Genomic DNA, 26,341 nt, shown 5'->3' on the forward strand with positions numbered 1-26,341 from the left:
GCGCGCAGCCCCGTACGACCGACCGGACCGCACCACCCCGTACGACGTACGACCGACCCGGATCCGCACCCTGCAGCGCAAGGAGAGCACCTCATGCCCGACATCCCCTGGTCCACGCCCACGCCTGCCGAGCCCGGCGCCGAGGCCTACGTCATGGCCTCCCGCTTCGAGACCGCCACCCTCACCGGCGCACTCAGGTTCCTCCTGAAGTCGCCCGGCATCGTCCGCCAGATGCGCAAGGCCCCCGGCGCCCACGGCGTCGCCCTCCGGGCCCGCGTCCTGCGGCGCACCTTCCTCACCCTCTCCGCGTGGGAGGACCGCGACGCCCTCTACCGCTTCGCCCGCACCGAACCCCACCGCACCAGCGCCCGCGCCGCCAGCGCGTACATGAAGGAATCCGTCTTCACCTACTGGACCGTTCCGGCCGCCGACCTGCCGATCAGCTGGGCCGAGGCCGAGCGCCGCCTCGCCCAGGAGAAGGCGGGCCGCTGACCCGGCCGGTACGGGGGACGAACGAGGACGGTCCGTGGCCCCGCAGGGATGCGAGGGGCACGGACCGTACTCTTGTCCACGTGCAGGAACTCCACGAAGCCCCCCTCGCCCCGCTGACCACCTTCCGCCTCGGTGGTCCCGCCGCCCGCCTGGTCACCGCGACCACCGACGCCGAAGTCGTCGCCACCGTGCGTGCCGCGGACGCCGACGGCACCCCGCTCCTGATCATCGGCGGCGGCAGCAACCTGGTCATCGGCGACCAGGGCTTCGAAGGAACCGCCCTGCGCATCGCGACCACCGGCTTCACCCTCGACGGCACCACCCTGGAACTCGCCGCCGGCGAGAACTGGAGCGACGCCGTCGCCCGCACCGTCGCGGCCGGCCTCGCCGGCATCGAATGCCTCGCCGGCATCCCCGGCTCGGCCGGCGCCACCCCGATCCAGAACGTCGGCGCGTACGGCCAAGAGGTTTGCGACACCATCACCGAGGTCGTCGCCTACGACCGCACCACCGGCGAAACGGTCACCCTGACCGCCGCCGAGTGCGCCTTCCGGTACCGCCACAGCACCTTCAAGGACCAGCCCGACCGCTACGTCGTCCTGCGCGTGCGCTTCGCCCTGGAGGACGCCGGCGGGCTCTCGGCGCCGATCAAGTACCCGGAGACCGCCCGCGCCCTCGGCGTCGAGGCCGGCGACCGGGTCCCCGCCGCCACCGCCCGCGAGACAGTCCTGCGGCTGCGCGCCGGCAAGGGCATGGTCCTCGACCCCGCCGACCACGACACCTGGTCGGCCGGCTCCTTCTTCCACAACCCGATCCTGACCGACGAGGCCTACGCCGCCTTCCTCGCCCGCGTCCAGGACCGCCTCGGCCCCGACACCGCCCCGCCCGCCTACCCCGCCGGCGAGGGCCGTACGAAGACCAGCGCGGCCTGGCTGATCGACAAGGCCGGCTTCACCAAGGGCTACGGCACCGGGCCCGCACGCATCTCCACCAAACACACCCTCGCCCTCACCAACCGCGGCGAGGCCACCACCGAGGACCTCCTCGCCCTGGCCCGCGAGGTCGTCGCGGGCGTCCACGCGGCCTTCGGCGTCACCCTCGTCAACGAGCCGGTGACGGTCGGCGTCAGCCTCTGAGGAGCCCCGGCCGCCCATGCTCTGTCCCCGCCACGGGGCCGGTACGGACCCCACTCGGCTCGTGGGTCGCACACTCAGCAGGGTCGTCGCGTCCTGGCACGTCAGTGACGGCGAACGCTCCGAGTCCCCCCTCGACGTCTGGCTGATCGACAGCGTCGGCGACTCGATCCGGATCACCACCGGGTCCGACCAGTGCCTCATCGTCGAGTCCGCCCCGCCCCACGCGCCGTACGACATGGGGGAGTGGGGCCGTATCGAGGTCGGCGAGGACCTCGGCGACCACCCCTTCCTGCGGCACCTGGGCGAGACCGTCTCCTCGGTCGCCGAGTTCGCCCTGCCCGAACAGGGCCGCACCCACCTGGAGATCGGCTTCCCGGACGGCCGCCGCGTCCGCGCCGACTGCTACGAGGGAGACCTGCGGCTCACCCGGTGAGCCAGTGGTCGATCCCGACCAGCAGCTTGGCCTGCACCTCGTCCGGAGCGGCGCTGCCGCGCACCGACTGGCGGGCCAGCTCGGCGAGCTCCGGATCCGTGAAGCCGTGGTGGCGGCGGGCGATCTCGTACTGGGCCGCCAGCCGGGACCCGAACAGCAGCGGGTCGTCCGCGCCCAGTGCCATCGGCACCCCGGCCTCGAACAGCGTGCGCAGAGGGACGTCCTCGGGCCGCTCGTAGACCCCGAGGGCGACGTTGGAGGCCGGGCAGACCTCGCAGGTGATCTGCCGGTCCGCGAGCCGCCTCAGCAGCCGGGGGTCCTCCGCGGCCCGTACGCCGTGCCCGATGCGGGCGGCGTGCAGGTCGTCGAGGCAGTCGCGGACGGAGGCCGGGCCGGTGAGCTCGCCGCCGTGCGGGGCCGCCAGGAGCCCGCCGTCGCGGGCGATGGCGAAGGCCCGGTCGAAGTCGCGGGCCAGGCCCCGGCGCTCGTCGTTGGAGAGGCCGAAACCGACGATGCCGCGGTCGGCGTAGCGCACGGCGAGGCGGGCCAGGGTGCGGGCGTCGAGGGGGTGCTTCATGCGGTTGGCAGCGATCAGGACCCGCATGCCGAGGCCGGTCTCGCGGGACGCGCTGTCCACGGCGTCGAGGATGATCTCGACCGCCGGAATCAGGCCGCCGAGCAGCGGGGCATAGGAAGTGGGATCCACCTGGATCTCCAGCCAGCCGCTGCCGTCCCGGACATCCTCCTCCGCGGCCTCGCGGACCAGGCGCCGGATGTCCTCGGGCTCGCGCAGGCAGGACCGGGCGGCGTCGTAGAGCCGCTGGAAGCGGAACCAGCCGCGCTCGTCGGTGGCGCGCAGCTTGGGCGGCTCCCCGGCAGTCAGGGCGTCGGGAAGCCGCACGCCGTATTTGTCGGCGAGCTCCAGGAGGGTCGATGGTCGCATCGACCCGGTGAAGTGCAGGTGCAGGTGGGCCTTCGGCAGAAGCGTGAGATCGCGTGCGTGCTCCATCTGGAGATCCTGCCGTACCGCCGCGCTCGGCGGGAGGGGGTTTTACCGATCGGGGGCTTGCGCGAACGCGTGAGCGGGCGCCGCGCCGTTGCCGGGGCGCTGCCCCCGAGCCCCGCGCCTCGAACGCCGGCGGGGCCGAAAAGGCGAGCGGCGCCGCCCCGTCCGGGGAGGCGCCGCTGCGGGCCGCGTCAGGCCTAGGCCTTGGCCTCGGCCAGGAGCTTCTGGATGCGGGAGACGCCCTCCACCAGGTCCTCGTCGCCCAGGGCGTACGAGAGGCGCAGGTAGCCCGGGGTGCCGAAGGCCTCGCCCGGGACGACCGCGACCTCGGCCTCGTCCAGGATCAGGGCGGCCAGCTCGACGGAGGTCTGCGGGCGCTTGCCGCGGATCTCCTTGCCGAGGAGCTCCTTGACCGACGGGTACGCGTAGAACGCGCCCTCGGGGGTCGGGCAGAAGACGCCGTCGATCTCGTTCAGCATCCTGACCATCGTCTGGCGGCGGCGGTCGAAGGCCTTGCGCATCTCGGCGACCGCGTCCAGGTTGCCCGAGACGGCGGCCAGCGCGGCGACCTGGGCCACGTTGGAGACGTTGGAGGTGGCGTGCGACTGCAGGTTCGTCGCGGCCTTGACGACGTCCTGCGGGGCGATGACCCAGCCCACGCGCCAGCCGGTCATCGCGTACGTCTTGGCGACGCCGTTCACGATGATGCACTTGTCACGCAGGGCCGGCACCAGGACCGGCAGCGAGGTGAACTTCGCGTCGCCGTAGACCAGGTGCTCGTAGATCTCGTCGGTCAGCACCCACAGGCCGTGCTCGGCGGCCCATTCGCCGATCGCCTTCGCGTCGGCCTCGCTGTAGACCGCACCGGTCGGGTTGGACGGGGAGACGAACAGGACGACCTTGGTGCGGTCGGTGCGCGCGGCCTCCAGCTGCTCGACGGAGACCCGGTAACCGGTGGTCTCGTCGGCGACGACCTCGACCGGGACACCGCCGGCGAGACGGATCGACTCCGGGTAGGTGGTCCAGTACGGAGCCGGCACGATGACCTCGTCACCCGGGTCCAGAACGGCCGCGAAGGCCTCGTAGATCGCCTGCTTGCCGCCGTTGGTCACCAGGACCTGCGACGCCTCGACCTCGTAACCGGAGTCGCGCAGCGTCTTGGCGGCGATGGCGGCCTTCAGCTCCGGCAGACCGCCGGCCGGCGTGTAGCGGTGGTACTTGGGGTTTCGGCAGGCCTCGACTGCGGCCTCGACGATGTAGTCCGGGGTCGGGAAGTCGGGCTCGCCCGCGCCGAAGCCGATCACAGGGCGACCGGCGGCCTTGAGGGCCTTGGCCTTGGCGTCCACGGCGAGGGTGGCGGACTCGGAAATGGCGCCGATACGGGCGGACACCCGGCGCTCGGAGGAAGGCGTTGCAGAGGTCATACGGGCAATCGTCCCAGACCGCGCAGAGGCGCCGCACAACGTTTCAGTCAACGGACTGGAGCATGTCAGGTCGGTTGCTGTTCGACGTTACGGCCCAGTTCACGTACACTCACCTGTCGTTGGACCTCGCCAGCCGCTGCAGAGCGTGAGCACTCCGTGCACTCGCCCGGATGCGGTAGGTTGGGGGACGCAAAGGGTCGTAGCTCAATTGGTAGAGCACTGGTCTCCAAAACCAGCGGTTGGGGGTTCGAGTCCCTCCGGCCCTGCTCCACACTCCTTCTCGGATGTGTGTGCGCAGGTACGTACTTAGATGCAACGCCGTGCGGCGCAACCGGGCGCGGTACGGCCACGACCCGGATTCAGGTGAGAGACGTGACGGACGCCCTGGGCTCCATCGACATGCCTGATGCCGAGGACGAGACGCGCGAGAAGAAGGCCCGCAAGGGCGGCAAGCGCGGCAAGAAGGGCCCTCTGGGTCGGCTCGCGCTTTTCTACCGCCAGATCGTCGCGGAACTCCGCAAGGTTGTCTGGCCCACGCGCAACCAGCTCACGACGTACACCACCGTGGTGATTGTCTTCGTCGTCATCATGATCGGTATCGTGACCGTGGTTGACTTTGGGTTTGAGAAGGCCATCAAGTTCGTCTTCGGCTGATCCCCGCGGGGGGCGGCGCCTTGATGGGTGTCGCCCGTTTTCGCATGTTCCACCACCTTTTGTATCCAGGAAGAAGCAGCCACCGTGTCTGACCCGAACCTGAACGCGAGCCACGACTCCGTCGAGTCCGTCGAGGACGAGCTCGACATCGTCGAGGCGGCAGACGCTGTGGACCCCGACGAGGCCGAGCTCGCCGACGCCGAGGCGGGTGCCGCCGCCGAAGAGGCCGCGGTGCACGTCGAGTCCGACGAGGACGAGGACGAGGCTGACACCGAGGTCGACGCCGACGCCGACGCCGAGGTCGAAGAGGCTGCTGACGAGGTCGAGGCCGGCGAGGAAGAGGCCGAAGAGGCCGAGCCCGCCGAGCCGGTCGACCCGATCCAGGCCCTGCGCGAGGAGCTGCGCCTCCTCCCCGGCGAGTGGTACGTGATCCACACCTACGCCGGCTACGAGAAGCGCGTGAAGGCCAACCTGGAGCAGCGCGCCGTCTCGCTGAACGTCGAGGAGTTCATCTACCAGGCCGAGGTGCCCGAGGAAGAGATCGTCCAGATCAAGAACGGCGAGCGCAAGAACGTCCGGCAGAACAAGCTGCCCGGCTACGTTCTCGTCCGCATGGATCTGACGAACGAGTCCTGGGGCGTCGTCCGCAACACCCCCGGCGTCACCGGCTTCGTGGGCAACGCGTACGACCCGTACCCGCTGACCCTGGACGAGATCGTCAAGATGCTCGCCCCGGAGGCGCAGGAGAAGGCCGCCAAGGCCGCCGCGGAAGAGGCCGGTCTGCCCGCGCCCGCCGTCAAGCGCACCATCGAGGTCCTGGACTTTGAGGTCGGCGACTCGGTCACCGTCACCGACGGCCCGTTCGCCACGCTCCAGGCGACCATCAACGAGATCAACCCCGACTCGAAGAAGGTCAAGGGTCTCGTCGAGATCTTCGGCCGCGAGACCCCGGTCGAGCTCAGCTTCGACCAGATCCAGAAGAACTGATCCACTCCGCGTGCATCACGGCTTCTGAGCCACAGCTTCCGGACAGGTCAGACCGCCCCTCAAGGGTGGTCTGACCTGCTCGGTTTTTAGCCCCGCACTGATACCCGCTATCGTGGTGCGGTATGCCTCCATCCGGATGACCGGATCGGCGGCTGAAAACTCTCACTAGGACCCGGAGAGAGCAATGCCTCCCAAGAAGAAGAAGGTCACGGGGCTTATCAAGCTCCAGATCAAGGCCGGTGCGGCCAACCCGGCTCCGCCGGTCGGCCCCGCGCTCGGTCAGCACGGCGTCAACATCATGGAGTTCTGCAAGGCCTACAACGCCGCGACCGAGTCGCAGCGTGGCATGGTCGTGCCGGTGGAGATCACGGTCTACGAGGACCGCACCTTCACCTTCATCACCAAGACTCCGCCGGCCGCGCGCCTCATCCTGAAGCACGCGGGCATCGAGAAGGGCTCCGGCGAGCCCCACAAGACCAAGGTCGCCAAGCTCACGGCTGCCCAGGTCAAGGAGATCGCCGAGCTGAAGATGCCCGACCTGAACGCCAACGACATCGACGCGGCCGTCAAGATCATCGCCGGCACCGCGCGTTCGATGGGCGTCACCGTCGAAGGCTGATCCAGCCACCCCCTCGTACCACCAGTGGTAGGGCCAAGCGCTGGTCCGCACCACGACTCCATGCCTGAAGCCACAACACAGGAGCAGAAGTGAAGCGCAGCAAGACTCTCCGCGCTGCGGACGCCAAGATCGACCGGGAGAAGCTCTACGCCCCGCTCGAGGCCGTCCGTCTCGCCAAGGAGACCTCCTCCACCAAGTTCGACAGCACCGTCGAGATCGCCTTCCGCCTGGGTGTCGACCCGCGCAAGGCCGACCAGATGGTCCGCGGCACCGTGAACCTCCCGCACGGCACCGGCAAGACCGCCCGGGTCCTGGTCTTCGCGACCGGTGACCGTGCTGCGGCCGCGGAAGCCGCCGGCGCCGACATCGTCGGCGACGACGAGCTGATCAACGAGATCGCCAAGGGCAACCGCCTGAACGAGTTCGACGCCGTTGTCGCCACTCCGGACCTCATGGGCAAGGTCGGCCGCCTCGGCCGCGTGCTCGGTCCCCGTGGCCTCATGCCGAACCCGAAGACCGGCACCGTCACGATGGACGTCGCGAAGGCTGTCACCGAGATCAAGGGTGGCAAGATCGAGTTCCGCGTCGACAAGCACTCGAACCTGCACTTCATCATCGGCAAGGTCTCCTTCTCCGACGAGCAGCTCGTCGAGAACTACGGCGCGGCCCTGGACGAGATCCTTCGTCTGAAGCCGTCCGCCGCCAAGGGCCGCTACCTGAAGAAGGCCGCCCTCAGCACCACCATGGGCCCCGGCATCCAGCTGGACCCGAACCGCACCCGGAACCTCCTCGTCGAGGAAGACCCGGCTGCCGTCTGATCGGGCTGAGCCTGACGGCTCACCGAGCAGCTCGACGGACCCCTCGCCCCCCTCACGGGTGGCGGGGGGTCCGTTTTTCGTTTCCCTGTGCGAGTCCCGTGCGATTACTTTCGGTGCGGAGTCGTACAGTCGTACGGGCGGCGCCGCAGGTGACAACACCGGAGACCATGCGCTGCCACGAGGACACGGGGTGGGGAACAAACACATGAACGCATACCGCAAGAAGACCGTCGCAGCCGTCCTGGCCGCCTTCCTGCTCGCAGGCGGTGCCACGGCCTGCGAGGACGGCAAGGACGCGAAGAAGGAGACGGGGGCGCCCGCGCCGGCCAAGCCCGCGGAGAAGCCGGCGGAGGTGACGCCTGCCGCGTACCTGGAGAAGGCGAAGAAGAAGTCCGAGGAGATCACCTCCCTCCGGTACAGCATCACGGGCGACGCGGCCGGTCAGAAGATCACCGGCGAGGCCGCCATGCGGATCAAGCCGACCGTGGCCATGTCGATGACGATGGACTCGCCCGAGAAGCCGGGCGAGAAGGTGCAGATCCGCCTCCTCGACAGCGCCATGTACCTGGGCACCGAGGGCAAGTGGCTGAAGTTCGACCTCAAGGCCCTGGCTCCGGAGCAGGCCAAGGAGCTGGACTCGCTCGGCTCGGCCCAGCAGGGCCAGAACCCGGCCGACACGGCCGACAGCCTGAGCGCCTCCAAGGACCTCAAGAGGGTCGGCGACGAGACCATCGACGGGCAGAAGACGACGCACCTGAGCGGCACCGTCTCGGTCGATGAGATGCGGTCCCGCAGCGCCGCCGCCACCCCGGAGGCCAAGGAGCGCCAGGAGAAGAATCTCGCGGCACTGGAGGCCCAGGGCATCAAGACCCTGACCATGGACCTCTGGATCGACGAGAACGACCAGGCGAAGCAGGTCCGCACCCGGGGCGCCGGCACGTCCGGCCCGATGGACATCACCATCAAGTTCCTGGACATCAACAAGCCCGTCGAGGTCATCGCGCCGCCGGCCGAGCAGGTCGTCGACCTCGCCGAGATGATGAAGGGCTCCGGCGAGGGCTCCGCCTGATCGCCGCAGCGCGGCCGCGGCGCCGTACGACCGCACTACCGTCGCGCCGCCGCTGTACCGCGGCGGCGCGGCGCGCAGCAGAACCATTCATGGGGGAGAAGCAGATGAACAGCGCTGTCCGGATCCGGGCCGGCGTGGCGATGGCCGGTACCGCACTGCTCGTGGGCGGCCTCACCGCCTGCGGTGGCGGCGCCGAGGGGGCGGACGCCAAGGCGCACGACCCCGTGGCGGCGGTGAAGGCGTCCTACCTGAAGACGGTGGCCGCCACGTTCGCCAAGGCGGAGGTGTCCACCGTCGGGACCGACGGCACGACCAGCGGCCAGTCGGGCACGAAGGGCTGGTACCCGTCCAGCCACGACGTGGTCCTCAAGGACGGCGGCGGGAAGCCCGACACCCGCTCGATCATGATGGGCGACACCGTCTACACCCAGTTGGACAAGCCCCTCAAGGGCAAGACCTGGATGCAGATGGACCTGTCCAAGGACGGCAAGCCGGGGGTCCGGCTGAACGAGGACCCGGCCGAGTACCTCGCCATGCTGCTCGGCCAGGAGAAGCTCACGCACGTCGGGGCCGAGACGACCGACGGCATCGACGCCCAGCACTACAAGGGCAGCCTCACCAACGCGGACCTGATCAAGGCGGACGAGTCCACCAAGGTCATGGAGGAGAAGAACCGCCAGTACCTCCACGAGTCCGTGAAGCACATCACCTCCTTCGAGGTGGACCTGTGGATCGGCAAGGACGGCTACCCGGTCCGCGTCGACAGCTCCAGCACGGACGGCAAGGGCACATCGAAGACCACGGCGAAGTTCTCCGACTTCGGCCGGGCCGCCGCCGTCCAGCCGCCGCCGGCCGACCAGGTCGTCACCTTCGACGCCGTGATGAAGGGCGTCGACGCCGACCTCGAACAGGCCGACAAGGACCTGGAAGCGGCCGACAAGAGCCTCGAAGAGGCCGACAAGACGCTGCGGGACGCAGGGCTGCCGGGCCTTCGCAGCTGACCCGTCCGCTGACCGATTTGCCTCGACCGGAACCCTTCACGTAGTCTTCCCCGGAAGCCAAAGACCGCTGGTCGTTGCCGTGCCCGCAAGGGTGTGGTGGCCGAAGGATCCGCTGAATGCGGACGACCCGCGCAGGTGACTGTGGAAGGTTCCCGGGATTCGTTCCGGTCGAGCCACGCCCTGGCGCCTGCGCCGGGGCGTTTCGTTTTTCAGCCCCTTCTGAGCGGTCCTCATCACCCGGAAGGAGGCGAACGCACCATGCCGACGCCCAACAAGGCTGCATCGGTGGCCGAGCTCAAGGACGCGTTCCAGAGCTCCAACGCCGCCGTGCTGACCGAGTACCGGGGTCTCACCGTCGCGCAGCTCAAGACGCTGCGTCGCTCCCTCGGTGAGAACGCCCAGTACGCCGTGGTGAAGAACACGCTGACCAAGATTGCGGCCAACCAGGCCGGGATCACCGCGCTGGACGAGCACTTCGCTGGTCCGACTGCGGTCGCCTTCATCACCGGTGACCCGGTGGAGTCGGCGAAGAGCCTGCGTGACTTCGCCAAGGACAACCCCAACCTGATCATCAAGGCGGGTGTCCTTGATGGTAAGGCGCTCTCCGCCGATGACATCAAGAAGCTTGCGGACCTCGAGTCCCGCGAGGTTCTGCTCAGCAAGCTGGCCGGCGCGTTCAAGGGCAAGCAGTCCCAGGCTGCCTCGCTCTTCCAGGCGCTGCCGTCGAAGTTCGTCCGCACCGCGGAAGCGCTTCGCGTCAAGCTCGCCGAGCAGGGCGGTGCCGAGTAATTCGGCTCGCGCATTGATCCGCGCCGCCTAGTGCGCGGGTCGTAGCGGGCCGTTACGCCCGCCTCTATAGACACATCGGCACCTGCCGAATTAGTGGAAGGATCGCCCATCATGGCGAAGCTCTCTCAGGACGACCTCCTCGCCCAGTTCGAGGAGATGACCCTCATCGAGCTCTCCGAGTTCGTGAAGGCCTTCGAGGAGAAGTTCGACGTCACCGCCGCCGCGGCCGTCGCCGTTGCCGGCCCGGCCGGCCCGGGTGCCGTTGTCGAGGCCGAGGAGGAGAAGGACGAGTTCGACGTCATCCTCACCGGTGCCGGCGACAAGAAGATCCAGGTCATCAAGGTCGTGCGCGAGCTGACCTCCCTGGGTCTGAAGGAGGCCAAGGACCTCGTGGACGGCGCCCCGAAGCCGGTCCTCGAGAAGGTCGCCAAGGACGCCGCCGAGAAGGCCGCCGAGGCCCTCAAGGGCGCCGGTGCGGCCGTCGAGGTCAAGTAACACCTCTGAGGCCCTCCTGAGGCCTCAACCAAGGGCGATCACCCGTAAGGGTGGTCGCCCTTTGGCGTACCCGCAGTGCCTGACTTGCCCTGGTCTCGTTGGGGAGTAGGGTGATCATCGTTGCTCCGACGCAGGGTCCGAAGATGATCCGCTCGGAGCAGGGGGCCTTGACGAACGGGACGCGGCGCAGCATTCTCAGACCCGTCGAGAGGTCGACCGCCTCGATCCGAGATCCGAGGCATGGATCGACTACGAAGAGGGCAGTACTGATACGCGCTCTGTGTACGAGAGCCGCAGCGTTGGACGCAGGGTTGAACGACATGGGGAAGGCCTGTTGCCGGTTTCCGGAAACGCGGTCTGGACATCAGTGAGCCGAGTGGCTACACTGACCCTTTGCGCTGCCTGTTAGCTGTCCCCTGCCCGTCGCCAGGGACATGCCCACGCTTGAGCACACTTGATTGATCTGCCCTGACCTGGCCTTTTGGGCCGGAATCGGGGGGCCTGTCTTCTGTGTCTGCTGGGACCGGTACGCGCGTAGTGAGTCCGAGCCCTCGGAAGGACCCCCTCTTGGCCGCCTCGCGCAACGCCTCGACCAATACGAACAACGGTGCCAGCACCGCCCCGCTGCGCATCTCCTTTGCAAAGATCAAGGAGCCCCTCGAGGTTCCGAACCTCCTGGCGCTGCAGACCGAAAGCTTTGACTGGCTGCTCGGCAATGCCGCCTGGAAGTCTCGCGTCGAGTCGGCGCTTGAGAGTGGACAGGACGTCCCCACCAAGTCCGGTCTGGAAGAGATCTTCGAGGAGATCTCGCCGATCGAGGACTTCTCCGGGTCGATGTCGCTGACCTTCCGCGACCACCGTTTCGAGCCGGCGAAGAACTCCGTCGACGAGTGCAAGGAGCGCGACTTCACGTACGCGGCTCCGCTGTTCGTCACTGCCGAGTTCACGAACAACGAGACCGGAGAGATCAAGTCTCAGACGGTCTTCATGGGCGACTTCCCGCTCATGACCAACAAGGGCACCTTCGTCATCAACGGCACCGAGCGTGTCGTCGTGTCGCAGCTTGTCCGTTCCCCCGGTGTCTACTTCGACTCCTCCATCGACAAGACGTCCGACAAGGACATCTTCTCCGCCAAGATCATCCCGTCCCGGGGTGCCTGGCTGGAGATGGAGATCGACAAGCGCGACATGGTCGGCGTCCGCATCGACCGCAAGCGCAAGCAGTCCGTCACCGTCCTCCTGAAGGCTCTCGGCTGGACCACCGAGCAGATCCTCGAGGAGTTCGGCGAGTACGAGTCCATGCGCGCCACCCTGGAGAAGGACCACACCCAGGGTCAGGACGACGCGCTGCTCGACATCTACCGCAAGCTGCGCCCGGGCGAGCCGCCGACCCGTGAGGCCGCTCAGACGCTGCTCGAGAACCTCTACTTCAACCCCAAGCGCTACGACCTCGCCAAGGTCGGCCGCTACAAGGTGAACAAGAAGCTCGGCGCCGACGAGCCGCTCGACGCCGGTGTGCTCACCACCGACGACGTCATCGCCACGATCAAGTACCTGGTCAAGCTGCACGCCGGCGAGACCGAGACGATCGGCGAGTCCGGCCGTTCGATCGTGGTCGAGACCGACGACATCGACCACTTCGGCAACCGTCGTCTGCGCAACGTCGGCGAGCTCATCCAGAACCAGGTCCGCACGGGTCTGGCTCGTATGGAGCGCGTCGTGCGCGAGCGCATGACCACCCAGGACGTCGAGGCGATCACGCCGCAGACCCTGATCAACATCCGGCCGGTCGTCGCCTCCATCAAGGAGTTCTTCGGCACCAGCCAGCTGTCGCAGTTCATGGACCAGAACAACCCGCTCTCGGGCCTGACCCACAAGCGCCGCCTGTCGGCGCTGGGCCCCGGCGGTCTGTCCCGTGAGCGGGCCGGCTTCGAGGTCCGTGACGTCCACCCGTCGCACTACGGCCGCATGTGCCCGATCGAGACCCCCGAAGGCCCGAACATCGGTCTGATCGGCTCGCTCGCGTCCTACGGCCGCGTCAACGCGTTCGGTTTCGTCGAGACCCCGTACCGCAAGGTCATCGACGGTGTCGTCACCGACGAGGTCGACTACCTGACGGCCGACGAGGAAGACCGCTTCGTCATCGCGCAGGCCAACGCGGCCCTGTCCGAGGACATGCGCTTCACCGAGAACCGCGTCCTGGTCCGCCGTCGTGGCGGCGAGATCGACTACATCGCCGGCGGCGACGTCGACTACATGGACGTCTCCCCGCGCCAGATGGTGTCCGTCGCGACCGCGATGATCCCCTTCCTGGAGCACGACGACGCCAACCGCGCCCTCATGGGCGCGAACATGATGCGCCAGGCCGTTCCGCTCATCAAGGCGGAGGCCCCGCTCGTCGGCACCGGCATGGAGTACCGCTGTGCGGTCGACGCCGGTGACTCGATCCGTGCGGAGAAGGACGGTGTCGTCCAGGAGGTCTCGGCCGACTACATCACCGTCGCCAACGACGACGGCACGTACACCACGTACCGCGTCGCCAAGTTCTCCCGCTCGAACCAGGGCACCTCGGTCAACCAGAAGGTCATCGTCAACGAGGGTGACCGGATCGTCGAGTCCCAGGTCCTCGCCGACGGACCGGCGACCGAAGAGGGCGAGATGGCCCTCGGCAAGAACCTGCTCGTCGCGTTCATGCCGTGGGAAGGCCACAACTACGAGGACGCGATCATCCTGTCGCAGCGCCTCGTGCAGGACGACGTCCTCTCCTCGATCCACATCGAGGAGCACGAGGTCGACGCCCGTGACACCAAGCTCGGCCCCGAGGAGATCACCCGGGACATCCCGAACGTCTCCGAGGAGGTCCTCGCGGACCTCGACGAGCGCGGCATCATCCGCATCGGTGCGGACGTCGTCGCCGGCGACATCCTGGTCGGCAAGGTCACGCCCAAGGGTGAGACCGAGCTGACCCCGGAGGAGCGTCTGCTCCGCGCGATCTTCGGTGAGAAGGCCCGCGAGGTGCGTGACACCTCGCTCAAGGTCCCCCACGGTGAGATCGGCAAGGTCATCGGTGTCCGCGTCTTCGACCGCGAGGAGGGCGACGAGCTTCCCCCGGGCGTGAACCAGCTGGTCCGCGTCTACGTCGCCCAGAAGCGCAAGATCACCGACGGTGACAAGCTCGCCGGCCGCCACGGCAACAAGGGTGTCATCTCCAAGATCCTCCCGATCGAGGACATGCCGTTCCTGGAGGACGGCACCCCGGTCGACATCATCCTGAACCCGCTGGGTGTCCCGTCCCGAATGAACCCGGGACAGGTCCTGGAGATCCACCTCGGCTGGCTCGCCAGCCGCGGCTGGGACGTCTCCGGTCTGGGTGAGGAGTGGGCCGAGCGACTGAAGGCCATCGGCGCCGACCGCGTCGAGCCCGGCACCAACGTCGCCACCCCCGTGTTCGACGGCGCCCGCGAGGACGAGCTCGCCGGCCTGTTCGAGCACACCATCCCGAACCGCGACGGTGACCGCCTGGTCCTCCCGTCCGGCAAGGCGCGCCTGTTCGACGGCCGCTCCGGCGAGCCGTTCCCGGACCCGATCTCGGTCGGGTACATGTACATCCTCAAGCTCCACCACCTGGTCGACGACAAGCTCCACGCCCGTTCGACCGGTCCGTACTCGATGATCACGCAGCAGCCGCTGGGTGGTAAGGCACAGTTCGGTGGCCAGCGATTCGGTGAGATGGAGGTGTGGGCGCTCGAGGCTTACGGCGCCGCCTACGCCCTCCAGGAGCTGCTGACCATCAAGTCCGACGACGTCACCGGCCGCGTGAAGGTCTACGAGGCCATCGTCAAGGGCGAGAACATTCCCGAGCCGGGCATTCCCGAGTCCTTCAAGGTGCTCATCAAGGAAATGCAGTCGCTCTGCCTCAACGTGGAGGTGCTGTCCTCGGACGGCATGTCCATCGAGATGCGCGACACCGACGAGGACGTCTTCCGCGCGGCGGAGGAGCTCGGTATCGACCTGTCCCGGCGCGAGCCGAGCAGCGTCGAAGAGGTCTGACGGGCCTGACGGGGGGCTCACGAACAGAGCCCCCCGTCATCCCCGGGACCGTTCAGACCACTGATCAAGAGACACGACCCCGAAAGAGGGATTGACGCACAGTGCTCGACGTCAACTTCTTCGACGAGCTGCGGATCGGCCTTGCCACCGCGGACGACATCCGAACCTGGTCGCACGGCGAGGTAAAGAAGCCGGAGACCATCAACTACCGCACCCTGAAGCCCGAGAAGGACGGACTCTTCTGCGAGAAGATCTTCGGTCCGACCCGGGACTGGGAGTGCTACTGCGGCAAGTACAAGCGTGTCCGCTTCAAGGGCATCATCTGTGAGCGCTGTGGCGTCGAGGTCACGCGCGCCAAGGTGCGCCGTGAGCGGATGGGCCACATCGAGCTTGCCGCTCCCGTCACCCACATCTGGTACTTCAAGGGCGTCCCGTCGCGCCTGGGCTACCTGCTGGACCTCGCGCCGAAGGACCTCGAAAAGGTCATCTACTTCGCCGCGTACATGATCACGTTCGTCGACGACGAGCGTCGCCAGCGCGACCTGCCGTCGCTGGAGGCGCACGTCTCCGTCGAGCGCCAGCAGATCGAGAACCGCCGTGACGCGGACCTCGAAGGCCGTGCCAAGAAGCTTGAGTCCGACCTGGCCGAGCTTGAGGCCGAGGGTGCGAAGGCCGACGTGCGCCGCAAGGTGCGCGAGGGTGCCGAGCGCGAGATGAAGCAGCTCCGTGACCGCGCCCAGCGCGAGATCGACCGCCTCGACGAGGTGTGGGCCCGCTTCAAGAACCTCAAGGTCCAGGACCTTGAGGGCGACGAGCTGCTCTACCGCGAGCTGCGTGACCGCTTCGGCACGTACTTCGACGGCTGCATGGGCGCCGCAGCGCTGCAGAAGCGCCTGGAGTCCTTCGACCTCGACGAGGAGGCCGAGCGCCTCCGCGAGATCATCCGTACCGGCAAGGGCCAGAAGAAGACCCGTGCGCTCAAGCGCCTCAAGGTCGTCTCCGCGTTCCTGCAGACCAGCAACAAGCCCAAGGGCATGGTTCTGGACTGCGTGCCGGTCATCCCGCCGGACCTGCGTCCGATGGTGCAGCTGGACGGTGGCCGCTTCGCGACCTCCGACCTGAACGACCTGTACCGCCGCGTGATCAACCGCAACAACCGCCTGAAGCGCCTTCTCGACCTCGGTGCCCCCGAGATCATCGTGAACAACGAGAAGCGCATGCTCCAGGAGGCCGTGGACGCCCTCTTCGACAACGGTCGTCGCGGCCGCCCGGTGACGGGCCCCGGCAACCGTCCGCTGAAGTCCCTCAGCGACATGCTGAAGGGCAAGCAGGGTCGATTCCGTCAGAACCTTCTCGGTAAGCGTGTGGACTACTCCGCGCGTTCCGTGATCGTCGTCGGTCCGCAGCTGAAGCTGCACCAGTGCGGTCTGCCCAAGGCCATGGCGCTGGAGCTCTTCAAGCCGTTCGTGATGAAGCGCCTGGTCGACCTGAACCACGCGCAGAACATCAAGTCGGCCAAGCGCATGGTCGAGCGCGGCCGCACGGTCGTGTACGACGTGCTCGAAGAGGTCATCGCCGAGCACCCGGTCCTGCTGAACCGTGCGCCCACGCTGCACCGCCTCGGCATCCAGGCCTTCGAGCCCCAGCTGGTCGAAGGCAAGGCCATCCAGATCCACCCGCTCGTCTGCACCGCGTTCAACGCGGACTTCGACGGTGACCAGATGGCCGTGCACCTGCCGCTCTCCGCGGAGGCGCAGGCCGAGGCCCGCATCCTGATGCTGTCCTCGAACAACATCCTCAAGCCGGCCGACGGCCGTCCGGTCACGATGCCGACCCAGGACATGGTCCTCGGTCTGTTCTTCCTGACCACCGACGGTGAGCTCCGTGACACCAAGGGCGAGGGCCGCGCGTTCGGCTCCACGGCCGAGGCGACCATGGCGTTCGACGCCGGCGAGCTCGCGCTGCAGTCGTCCGTCGACATCCGCTTCCCGGTGGGCACCATCCCGCCGCGCGGCTGGGTGCCGCCGGTCTCCGAGGGAAGTGACGACGGCGTCGGGGAGCGAGAGTTCCAGCCGGGCGACAGCTTCCGCCTGCGCACCACCCTGGGCCGCGCGCTCTTCAACGAGCTGCTGCCCGAGGACTACCCGTTCGTCGACTACTCGGTGGGCAAGAAGCAGCTCTCCGAGATCGTCAACGACCTGGCGGAGCGCTACCCCAAGGTCATCGTGGCGGCGACGCTCGACAACCTGAAGGCGGCCGGCTTCCACTGGGCGACCCGTTCGGGCGTCACCGTGGCCATCTCCGACGTCGTCGTGCCCGAGGCCAAGAAGGCCATCGTCGCGGGCTACGAGGCGCAGGACGAGAAGGTCCAGAAGCAGTACGAGCGCGGTCTGATCACCAAGGACGAGCGCACGCAGGAGCTCATCGCGATCTGGACCAAGGCGACCAACGAGGTCGCCGAGGCGATGAACGCGAACTTCCCCAAGACGAACCCCATCTTCATGATGGTTGACTCGGGTGCCCGAGGAAACATGATGCAGATGCGACAGATCGCCGGTATGCGTGGTCTGGTGTCGAACGCGAAGAACGAGACCATCCCGCGTCCGATCAAGGCGTCCTTCCGTGAGGGCCTCACCGTTCTGGAGTACTTCATCTCCACGCACGGTGCCCGTAAGGGTCTGGCGGACACCGCCCTGCGTACCGCCGACTCGGGTTACCTGACCCGTCGTCTGGTGGACGTCTCGCAGGACGTGATCATCCGCGAGGAGGACTGCGGCACCGAGCGCGGTCTGAAGCTGAAGATCGCCGTGCGCGGCGAGGACGGCGTGCTGCGCAAGGCCGACGACGTCGAGACCTCGATCTACGCCCGCATGCTGGCCGAGGACGTCGTCATCGACGGCAAGGTCATCGCGCCGGCCAACGTCGACCTCGGTGACGTGCTCATCGACGCGCTGGTCGCCAACGGCGTCGAGGAGGTCAAGACCCGCTCGGTCCTGACCTGTGAGTCCGCGGTCGGCACCTGTGCCTTCTGCTACGGACGCTCCCTGGCCACCGGCAAGCTGGTCGACATCGGTGAGGCGGTCGGCATCATCGCCGCCCAGTCCATCGGTGAGCCCGGTACCCAGCTGACGATGCGTACCTTCCACACCGGTGGTGTGGCCGGTGACGACATCACGCAGGGTCTGCCGCGTGTCGTCGAACTCTTCGAGGCCCGTACCCCGAAGGGTGTCGCCCCGATCTCCGAGGCCGCCGGCCGCGTGCGGATCGAGGAGACCGAGAAGACGAAGAAGATCGTCATCACGCCCGACGACGGCAGCGACGAGACGGCGTTCCCGATCTCGAAGCGCGCCAAGGTCATCGTGCACGAGGGCGACCACGTCGAGGTGGGCCAGAAGCTCACCATGGGTGCCACCAACCCGCACGACGTGCTGCGCATTCTCGGCCAGCGTGCCGTCCAGGTCCACCTGGTCGGCGAGGTCCAGAAGGTCTACAACTCGCAGGGCGTGTCGATCCACGACAAGCACATCGAGATCATCATCCGGCAGATGCTGCGCCGCGTGACGATCATCGAGTCCGGCGACGCGGAGCTCCTGCCGGGCGAGCTGGTCGAGCGGTCGAAGTTCGAGACCGAGAACCGTCGTGTGGTCACCGAGGGCGGTCACCCCGCCTCCGGCCGTCCGCAGCTGATGGGTATCACCAAGGCCTCGCTCGCGACCGAGTCGTGGCTGTCGGCGGCGTCCTTCCAGGAGACGACCAGGGTCCTGACGGACGCGGCGATCAACGCCAAGTCCGACTCCCTGATCGGCCTCAAGGAGAACGTCATCATCGGTAAGCTCATCCCGGCCGGTACGGGCCTCGCCCGCTACCGCAACATCCGGGTGGAGCCCACCGAGGAGGCGAAGGCCGCGATGTACTCGGCCGTCGGCTACGACGACATCGACTACTCGCCCTTCGGCACCGGCTCCGGCCAGGCTGTCCCGCTGGAGGACTACGACTACGGCCCGTACAACGGCTAACAGCTCGTAAGAAGAAGCCCCCCGCCGCTCCGAGAGGAGTGGCGGGGGGCTTCTTCGTTCCCACGGGGATGGCCGTTCGGTGTTCTCCCCGGCCGGCCCGTCCGGCCGTCGCGGGAACACCGCGGGTCAGCGGCGGCGCAGGCGGCGCAGGCGTGGCGCCGCCGCGACGGCGGCGAGGGCCAGGAGGGCCAGTGCGCCTCCGCCCAGGCCTGCGGTGAAGCCCTTCGGGGTGAAGGTGCAGGAGAAGCCGGTCCTGCCCGGGGGGAGCTCCACGGCCAGGAGGCCGTGGAAGGGCTTGACGGGGGCCGAGCAGCTCCAGCCGGGGACCGCGGTGGTGGCGACGACCGCCGTGCCCCGGGTGTCCGCGGGGAAGGTGGCCCGGAGGGAGTGGCCGCCGACCTCGACCGCGGTGGCGCCGGTGGCCGTCAGGCGGTCGACGGCCGAGGCCAGGGCCGCCCGGTCCAGGCAGCCCAGCGGGTGGGCGCCCGCGTCGGCGCCCTTCGTACGGGTCCGCACGGTGACGTCGACCTTGCCGGAGGCGGGGACGGGGCCGAGCGGGGTCACCCCGGTCATCTCGTCCTCCAGCGGCTTCTCGGTGTCCCCGGCGTGGAGGGTGCCGTAGAGGGCGGGGGAGTACCAGTAGGCCTCGGAGCCCGGCCGGCACCGGGCCGCGTACGTCTGGACCTCGGGGCCGCCGCCGCGGGTGACCTGCGGGACCTCGTAGACCGTGGCGCCCAGGACGCTCTCCTGGCGGGCGTAGACGCTGTCCGCCGGGTTGGGGGAGGCGTACGGTGCGGTGCGGACGGTGACCAGCGGGGGCGCCGGGAACCTCTGGGCCGTCCAGCTGTTCGAAGCGGCGCCCGGCCGGACCCGCGCGCCGATCGAGAAGATCGCGTCGAGCACCGGGTTGTCGGCGCCGAAGAAGGTCCGGCCGTCGTTCTTGAAGCCGTAGCCGAGGGGCTCCAGCGCCCGGTAGGTGGCCTCCGGGAGGTAGCTGCTGTAGTACTGCGGCCCCTCCGCGCGGAGCGCCAGGGCGTCGTTGTACGCGGTCTGCGGCGCGCCCGAGTCGGTGCGGTAGGCGGGCCAGTCCTCGACGCCGCGGACGGCGTCGAAGTGCCCGGCGATCGACTGGTTCGAGGTGGCGATCGGCTTCGCCCAGCGCTCGCGGGCCCGGCGGGCGTCGGCGCCGGACGCGGCGGCGGTGGACTCGGCGAGGACGACGCCGACCATCAGTACGGCGGCCACCGGGACCAGGAAGCGGCGCTTCTCGCCGAGCCGCAGCAGGACCAGGGCCAGCAGCGAGACGCCCCCGCCGCCGAGGACCGCCGGCCAGGTCCAGCCGCCGAAGTCGTCGGTGCGGCGGAGCACGAAGGCGGCCGTGACCAGCACGGCCGCCATCAGGGCCAGGTGCCGCGGGCGCGGCCGGTTGGCCAGTGCCAGCCAGGCCAGGACCACCACCATCCCGCTGAAGACGAAGGTCTCGCGGTAGGGGTTGCCGTTCGGCACGGCCAGCCCGTGCCACACGTACTGCGTGGGCGGGAACTGGAAGGAGGCCAGGACCAGCCCGGTGGCGAGCGCCCACACCAGGCGGGTCCGCCGCGCGACGGCGGTGTTGAGGAGGAAGGCGCCGGCCAGGATCAGGCCGAGGGAGGCCACGTAGAGCCGGGGGCGGCCGCCCCACAGGTGCGTGGCCGGCAGCATGCCCGCGAAGAAGACCTCGATCCGTACGGGGTCGAAGGCGGCGGCCCTGGTGGGCTGCGCGGCTCCGCTGGACAGGAACGACGGCAGGAGCAGCGGGAGCGTGAGCAGGATGCCGGTCCCGGCGGCCGTCGCGGCCCGCCACAGGGCGAGCAGCCGCTCCCGGGCCGTCGTGTCGCGGGTGGCGAGGCGGATCGCCAGCAGCACGCAGGCGGCCATCGTGGCCATCATCGCGGTGTAGAAGTTCCCGAACCAGGCGAGCGCGACCAGCAGGGCCGCACCCGGCCAGCGCCGCCCCTCCAGGCACCACTCGACGGCGATGCCGAGCATCGGGAACGCGACCAGGCCCCAGAGCCACATCGGAATGTACGAGGCGTCGCTCAGCGCCCACCCGCACAGGCCGTACGTCGCCCCCAGCACGCCCCGCTGCCACCACGGGCCCGGGTGCAGCTTGCCGAGGTACACCGTCATCACGGCGGCGGCGGCGCCCATCGTGAGCGGGGTGACCGCGAAGACGGCGAGGTCCACATGGGCGCGCGGGACCAGCACGGCCAGCCAGGAGAACGGGTTTCCGAGGTAGGTGTGGTAGTCGGAGAGGAACTGCTGTCCGAATCCACCGCGCCAGGTGAAGAGCAGGTCGCCGGCGGCCTGCCCGTGGACCAGGTCCCACAGCGCCCGGTGGAAGGGCACGTACTGGTTGGCCTGGTCGTTGAGGGCCCGCCCGGTGTTGCCGAAGGGGAACGTGCCGCGGGCCGCCCAGGCCGCGCAGAAGGCGGTGGCGGCCATCAGGAACGCCAGCAGGGGACCGCGCAGGCGGGCGGATCCGCGGACCGAGCGGCGGACGGACCGGCGGACGGCCGACGGGCTGTCCGCGGCGGGGGGCCGGGCGTCGACTGTGGTCGGCTCGGGTGCCACGGTCCCCAATGTGCTGCTCCCTGCTGATCGACTCGCGGGCGCCCAGCGCCCGGGCAAGGTGTCAGTTTAGGGCGCCGGGGCGGGCCGCCGGGCCGAACGGCCCCCCTCCCGCTTGCGCGCGGCGGGTTTTCGTGCTGGGCATTTGTTTTGACCTACCTCTGTGAGGTAGGTACGCTCTGACCTTGTGCCTGGGGTGTGCCCTGGGCTCCCGCGTGCGCTTGAGACCCGCGGTGAGCCGAGAAGACCACACCGCGATCCGTGCCCCTCTCACCTCGGTGGAAGTGTGCAGGGTCCGACACACCCGACCGCGTGGGTCGGCAACGTTCCAGGTTAGCTTCACTACACGGCACACAGAAACCGGAGAAGTAGTGCCTACGATCCAGCAGCTGGTCCGTAAGGGCCGGCAGGACAAGGTCGAGAAGACAAAGACTCCCGCGCTTGAGGCTTCGCCCCAGCGTCGCGGCGTCTGCACGCGTGTGTTCACGACCACCCCGAAGAAGCCGAACTCGGCGCTCCGTAAGGTCGCGCGTGTGCGTCTGACCTCCGGCATCGAGGTCACCGCTTACATTCCGGGTGAGGGACACAACCTGCAGGAGCACTCGATCGTGCTCGTGCGTGGTGGCCGTGTGAAGGACCTGCCGGGTGTTCGTTACAAGATCATCCGCGGTGCGCTTGACACCCAGGCTGTCAAGAACCGCAAGCAGGCCCGCAGCCGCTACGGCGCCAAGAAGGAGAAGTAAGAATGCCTCGTAAGGGCCCCGCCCCGAAGCGCCCGGTCATCATCGACCCGGTCTACGCATCTCCTCTGGTGACCTCGCTCATCAACAAGATCCTCCTGAACGGCAAGCGCTCCACCGCCGAGCGCATCGTCTACGGCGCCATGGAAGGCCTCCGCGAGAAGACCGGCAACGACCCGGTCATCACGCTGAAGCGCGCGCTGGAGAACGTCAAGCCGTCCCTTGAGGTCAAGTCCCGCCGTGTCGGTGGCGCGACCTACCAGGTCCCCGTCGAGGTCAAGCCGGGTCGCCAGTCGACCCTGGCCCTCCGCTGGCTCGTGGGTTACTCCCGCGCCCGTCGTGAGAAGACCATGACCGAGCGCCTCATGAACGAGCTGCTCGACGCCTCCAACGGTCTTGGCGCTGCCGTCAAGAAGCGCGAGGACACGCACAAGATGGCCGAGTCCAACAAGGCCTTCGCGCACTACCGCTGGTAGTCCCACCCCACATCGAGACCGAGAGAAGACCGAAGCCTTATGGCTACCACTTCGCTTGACCTGGCCAAGGTCCGCAACATCGGGATCATGGCCCACATCGACGCGGGCAAGACGACCACCACCGAGCGCATCCTGTTCTACACCGGTGTGTCGTACAAGATCGGTGAGGTCCACGACGGCGCTGCCACGATGGACTGGATGGAGCAGGAGCAGGAGCGCGGCATCACGATCACGTCCGCCGCGACGACCTGCCACTGGCCGCTCGAGGACGTCGACCACACCATCAACATCATCGACACCCCGGGTCACGTGGACTTCACGGTCGAGGTGGAGCGTTCGCTCCGCGTCCTCGACGGTGCCGTCACCGTGTTCGACGGTGTCGCCGGTGTGGAGCCGCAGTCCGAGACCGTTTGGCGTCAGGCGGACCGCTACGGCGTCCCGCGCATCTGCTTCGTCAACAAGCTCGACCGTACCGGTGCCGAGTTCCACCGCTGCGTCGACATGATCAAGGACCGCCTCGGCGCCGTCCCGATCGTCATGCAGCTCCCCATCGGTGCCGAGGCCGACTTCCAGGGTGTCGTCGACCTCGTCCGCATGAAGGCGCTCGTCTGGTCCGCCGAGGCGACCAAGGGCGAGATGTACGACATCGTCGACATCCCGGCCAGCCACACCGAGACCGCTGAAGAGTGGCGCGGCAAGCTGGTCGAGACCGTCGCCGAGAACGACGACGAGATCATGGAGCTCTTCCTCAACGGCGACGAGCCGACCGAGGAGCAGCTGCACGCCGCCGTCCGTCGCATCATCCTCGGCTCCGGCAAGGGCAAGGGCGAGCCCACGATCACCGCGGTGTTCTGTGGCACGGCGTTCAAGAACAAGGGTGTTCAGCCCCTGCTCGACGCTGTCGTCCGCTACCTGCCGTCGCCGCTGGACATCGAGGCCATCGAGGGTCACGACGTCCGCGACGCCGAGACGGTCGTGAAGCGCAAGCCGTCCGACGAGGAGCCCCTCGCCGCGCTCGCGTTCAAGATCATGAGCGACCCGCACCTCGGTAAGCTCACCTTCGTCCGGGTTTACTCGGGCCGCCTGGAGGCCGGCACTGCGGTGCTGAACTCCGTCAAGGGCAAGAAGGAGCGCATCGGCAAGATCTACCGCATGCACGCGAACAAGCGTGAGGAGATCGACTCGGTGGGCGCCGGCGACATCGTCGCCGTGATGGGCCTGAAGCAGACCACCACCGGTGAGACGCTGTGCGACGACAAGCAGCCCGTGATCCTGGAGTCCATGGACTTCCCGGCTCCGGTCATCCAGGTCGCCATCGAGCCCAAGTCCAAGGGTGACCAGGAGAAGCTGGGTGTCGCCATCCAGCGTCTCGCGGAGGAGGACCCCTCCTTCCACGTTCACTCGGACGAGGAGACGGGCCAGACCATCCTCGGCGGTATGGGCGAGCTGCACCTTGAGGTGCTGGTCGACCGTATGAAGCGCGAGTTCAAGGTCGAGGCCAACGTCGGCAAGCCGCAGGTCGCGTACCGCGAGACGATCCGCAAGGCCGTCGAGCGCCACGACTACACCCACAAGAAGCAGACCGGTGGTACCGGTCAGTTCGCCAAGGTGCAGATCGCGATCGAGCCCATCACCGAGGCCGACGGCCCGGCGTACGAGTTCGTGAACAAGGTCACCGGCGGTCGTGTGCCGAAGGAGTACATCCCTTCGGTGGACGCGGGTGCGCAGGAGGCCATGCAGTTCGGCATCCTGGCCGGCTACGAGATGACGGGCGTTCGCGTCACGCTTCTCGACGGTGGCTACCACGAGGTCGACTCCTCCGAGCTCGCCTTCAAGATCGCCGGTTCGCAGGCCTTCAAGGAGGCCGCGCGCAAGGCTTCTCCCGTGCTCCTCGAGCCGATGATGGCCGTCGAGGTCACCACGCCGGAGGAGTCCATGGGTGACGTCATCGGCGACATCAACTCCCGCCGTGGCCAGATCCAGGCCATGGAGGACCGTCACGGAGCCAAGATCGTCAAGGGCCTCGTGCCCCTGTCGGAGATGTTCGGCTACGTCGGCGACCTCCGCAGCAAGACCTCGGGTCGCGCCAGCTACTCGATGCAGTTCGACTCCTACGCCGAGGTTCCCCGGAACGTCGCCGAGGAGATCATCGCGAAGGCCAAGGGCGAGTAACTCTTCGGAGTACACGCTTTAGGCTTGTCACCGGCAGCCTCTGGGGCAACAGGAACCACTCCCGTTGCCCCGGGGACCGGCCGGCTTCCCAGCAAAGATCACCTGGCGCCGATCTGTAAGGCGTACAGAACCACTCTCCAGGAGGACCCCCGTGGCGAAGGCGAAGTTCGAGCGGACTAAGCCGCACGTCAACATCGGCACCATCGGTCACATTGACCACGGTAAGACGACCCTCACGGCCGCCATTACCAAGGTGCTGCACGACGCGTACCCGGACCTGAACGAGGCCTCGGCCTTCGACCAGATCGACAAGGCTCCTGAGGAGCGCCAGCGCGGTATCACCATCTCCATCGCGCACGTCGAGTACCAGACCGAGGCGCGTCACTACGCCCACGTCGACTGCCCGGGTCACGCGGACTACATCAAGAACATGATCACCGGTGCCGCGCAGATGGACGGCGCGATCCTCGTGGTCGCCGCCACCGACGGCCCGATGCCGCAGACCAAGGAGCACGTGCTCCTGGCCCGCCAGGTCGGCGTCCCCTACATCGTCGTCGCCCTCAACAAGGCCGACATGGTGGACGACGAGGAGATCCTGGAGCTCGTCGAGCTCGAGGTCCGTGAGCTGCTCTCCGAGTACGAGTTCCCGGGCGACGACCTGCCGGTCGTCCGCGTCTCCGCGCTGAAGGCGCTCGAGGGCGACAAGGAGTGGGGCGAGAAGCTTCTCGGCCTCATGGCTGCCGTCGACGAGGCCATCCCGACCCCGCCGCGTGACACCGAGAAGCCGTTCCTCATGCCCGTCGAGGACGTCTTCACGATCACCGGTCGCGGTACGGTCGTCACCGGCCGTATCGAGCGTGGTGTCCTGAAGGTCAACGAGACCGTCGACATCATCGGTATCAAGGAAGAGAAGACCACCACCACGGTCACCGGTATCGAGATGTTCCGCAAGCTCCTCGACGAGGGCCAGGCGGGCGAGAACGTCGGTCTGCTCCTCCGTGGCATCAAGCGCGAGGACGTCGAGCGCGGCCAGGTCATCATCAAGCCCGGTTCGGTCACCCCGCACACCGAGTTCGAGGCCCAGGCCTACATCCTGTCGAAGGACGAGGGTGGCCGTCACACCCCCTTCTTCAACAACTACCGTCCGCAGTTCTACTTCCGTACCACGGACGTCACGGGTGTCGTCACCCTGCCGGCCGGCACGGAGATGGTCATGCCGGGCGACAACACCGAGATGTCGGTCGCGCTGATCCAGCCGGTCGCCATGGAGGAGGGCCTGAAGTTCGCCATCCGTGAGGGTGGTCGTACCGTGGGCGCCGGCCAGGTCACCAAGATCACGAAGTAATTCGTGTTC

The 26,341-nt window shown here is 68.1% G+C and carries 20 protein-coding genes and 1 tRNA gene; 18 read left to right on the forward strand and 3 right to left on the reverse strand.

Annotation, left to right across the window (positions count from 1 at the left end; all coding sequences use genetic code 11):
- Positions 1–93 precede the first annotated feature (93 nt).
- The 3 genes from ACFWFZ_RS07000 (at position 94) to ACFWFZ_RS07010 (ending at position 2,061) form a co-directional block, all read left to right on the forward strand.
- Complete coding sequence (locus ACFWFZ_RS07000) at positions 94–492, forward strand: DUF3291 domain-containing protein (protein ID WP_387117781.1); 399 nt, start codon at positions 94–96, stop codon at positions 490–492.
- The gene (locus ACFWFZ_RS07005; protein WP_387118378.1) at positions 489–1,628 is read left to right on the forward strand and encodes a UDP-N-acetylmuramate dehydrogenase; all 1,140 of its coding nucleotides are present in this window, start codon (positions 489–491) and stop codon (positions 1,626–1,628) included. Before ACFWFZ_RS07000 ends, ACFWFZ_RS07005 begins: the two co-directional genes overlap by 4 nt.
- Before the next feature lie 61 nt (positions 1,629–1,689).
- Complete coding sequence (locus ACFWFZ_RS07010) at positions 1,690–2,061, forward strand: hypothetical protein (protein WP_234308926.1); 372 nt, start codon at positions 1,690–1,692, stop codon at positions 2,059–2,061.
- Here ACFWFZ_RS07010 and ACFWFZ_RS07015 read toward each other — a convergent pair.
- The gene (locus ACFWFZ_RS07015) at positions 2,051–3,070 is read right to left on the reverse strand and encodes an adenosine deaminase (RefSeq protein WP_387117785.1); all 1,020 of its coding nucleotides are present in this window, start codon (positions 3,068–3,070) and stop codon (positions 2,051–2,053) included. The genes ACFWFZ_RS07010 and ACFWFZ_RS07015 overlap by 11 nt on opposite strands.
- 194 nt (positions 3,071–3,264) lie before the next feature.
- On the reverse strand, positions 3,265–4,491 hold the full coding sequence (locus tag ACFWFZ_RS07020) for a pyridoxal phosphate-dependent aminotransferase (RefSeq protein ID WP_387117788.1): 1,227 nt from the start codon (positions 4,489–4,491) through the stop codon (positions 3,265–3,267).
- 193 nt (positions 4,492–4,684) lie between these two features.
- Here ACFWFZ_RS07020 and ACFWFZ_RS07025 point away from each other — a divergent pair.
- The 11 genes from ACFWFZ_RS07025 (at position 4,685) to ACFWFZ_RS07075 (ending at position 18,989) form a co-directional block, all read left to right on the forward strand.
- A tRNA-Trp gene (locus ACFWFZ_RS07025) sits at positions 4,685–4,757 on the forward strand.
- A 106-nt stretch (positions 4,758–4,863) separates the two neighbouring features.
- Positions 4,864–5,145 carry a preprotein translocase subunit SecE gene (secE, locus tag ACFWFZ_RS07030; protein ID WP_030026642.1) on the forward strand — a complete coding sequence of 94 codons (282 nt, stop codon included), beginning with the start codon at positions 4,864–4,866 and terminating at the stop codon, positions 5,143–5,145.
- Positions 5,146–5,229: 84 nt separating this feature from the next.
- Entirely contained in the window at positions 5,230–6,132 is a 903-nt protein-coding gene (nusG, locus tag ACFWFZ_RS07035; RefSeq protein WP_387117791.1) for a transcription termination/antitermination protein NusG, read from the forward strand.
- Between the two features lie 184 nt (positions 6,133–6,316).
- Entirely contained in the window at positions 6,317–6,751 is a 435-nt protein-coding gene (gene rplK / locus ACFWFZ_RS07040) for a 50S ribosomal protein L11 (RefSeq protein WP_030026644.1), read from the forward strand.
- 89 nt (positions 6,752–6,840) lie between these two features.
- A complete protein-coding gene (gene rplA, locus ACFWFZ_RS07045) occupies positions 6,841–7,569 on the forward strand; it encodes a 50S ribosomal protein L1 (protein ID WP_387117795.1) in 729 nt (242 codons plus the stop codon).
- 205 nt (positions 7,570–7,774) lie between these two features.
- Positions 7,775–8,638, forward strand: coding sequence for an LppX_LprAFG lipoprotein (locus tag ACFWFZ_RS07050; protein ID WP_387117798.1), 864 nt, complete (start codon positions 7,775–7,777; stop codon positions 8,636–8,638).
- A gap of 104 nt (positions 8,639–8,742) precedes the next feature.
- Positions 8,743–9,639, forward strand: coding sequence for a hypothetical protein (locus tag ACFWFZ_RS07055; RefSeq protein WP_387117801.1), 897 nt, complete (start codon positions 8,743–8,745; stop codon positions 9,637–9,639).
- A 258-nt stretch (positions 9,640–9,897) separates the two neighbouring features.
- Positions 9,898–10,428: a 50S ribosomal protein L10 gene (gene rplJ, locus ACFWFZ_RS07060; protein WP_030653597.1), complete on the forward strand. Its 531-nt coding sequence runs from the start codon at positions 9,898–9,900 to the stop codon at positions 10,426–10,428.
- Between the two features lie 111 nt (positions 10,429–10,539).
- Complete coding sequence (rplL, locus tag ACFWFZ_RS07065) at positions 10,540–10,923, forward strand: 50S ribosomal protein L7/L12 (RefSeq protein ID WP_031152699.1); 384 nt, start codon at positions 10,540–10,542, stop codon at positions 10,921–10,923.
- Between the two features lie 567 nt (positions 10,924–11,490).
- A complete protein-coding gene (gene rpoB / locus ACFWFZ_RS07070; protein ID WP_030026653.1) occupies positions 11,491–14,973 on the forward strand; it encodes a DNA-directed RNA polymerase subunit beta in 3,483 nt (1,160 codons plus the stop codon).
- Between the two features lie 101 nt (positions 14,974–15,074).
- Entirely contained in the window at positions 15,075–18,989 is a 3,915-nt protein-coding gene (locus tag ACFWFZ_RS07075; RefSeq protein WP_387117805.1) for a DNA-directed RNA polymerase subunit beta', read from the forward strand.
- A gap of 126 nt (positions 18,990–19,115) precedes the next feature.
- On the opposite strand, the gene ACFWFZ_RS07080 is transcribed toward ACFWFZ_RS07075, so the two are convergent.
- Positions 19,116–21,602, reverse strand: coding sequence for a YfhO family protein (locus ACFWFZ_RS07080; protein ID WP_387117808.1), 2,487 nt, complete (start codon positions 21,600–21,602; stop codon positions 19,116–19,118).
- Positions 21,603–21,970: 368 nt separating this feature from the next.
- On the opposite strand from ACFWFZ_RS07080, the gene rpsL reads away from it, so the two are divergent.
- The 4 genes from rpsL (at position 21,971) to tuf (ending at position 26,332) form a co-directional block, all read left to right on the forward strand.
- Positions 21,971–22,342 carry a 30S ribosomal protein S12 gene (rpsL, locus tag ACFWFZ_RS07085; protein WP_007265893.1) on the forward strand — a complete coding sequence of 124 codons (372 nt, stop codon included), beginning with the start codon at positions 21,971–21,973 and terminating at the stop codon, positions 22,340–22,342.
- A 2-nt stretch (positions 22,343–22,344) separates the two neighbouring features.
- A complete protein-coding gene (gene rpsG, locus ACFWFZ_RS07090) occupies positions 22,345–22,815 on the forward strand; it encodes a 30S ribosomal protein S7 (protein WP_007265894.1) in 471 nt (156 codons plus the stop codon).
- A gap of 39 nt (positions 22,816–22,854) precedes the next feature.
- A complete protein-coding gene (gene fusA / locus ACFWFZ_RS07095) occupies positions 22,855–24,987 on the forward strand; it encodes an elongation factor G (RefSeq protein ID WP_030026471.1) in 2,133 nt (710 codons plus the stop codon).
- Positions 24,988–25,138: 151 nt separating this feature from the next.
- On the forward strand, positions 25,139–26,332 hold the full coding sequence (gene tuf, locus ACFWFZ_RS07100; RefSeq protein WP_030710320.1) for an elongation factor Tu: 1,194 nt from the start codon (positions 25,139–25,141) through the stop codon (positions 26,330–26,332).
- Positions 26,333–26,341 lie beyond the last annotated feature (9 nt).

The organism is Streptomyces sp. NPDC060232 (assembly GCF_042726555.1).
Taxonomy (GTDB): Bacteria; Actinomycetota; Actinomycetes; order Streptomycetales; family Streptomycetaceae; genus Streptomyces.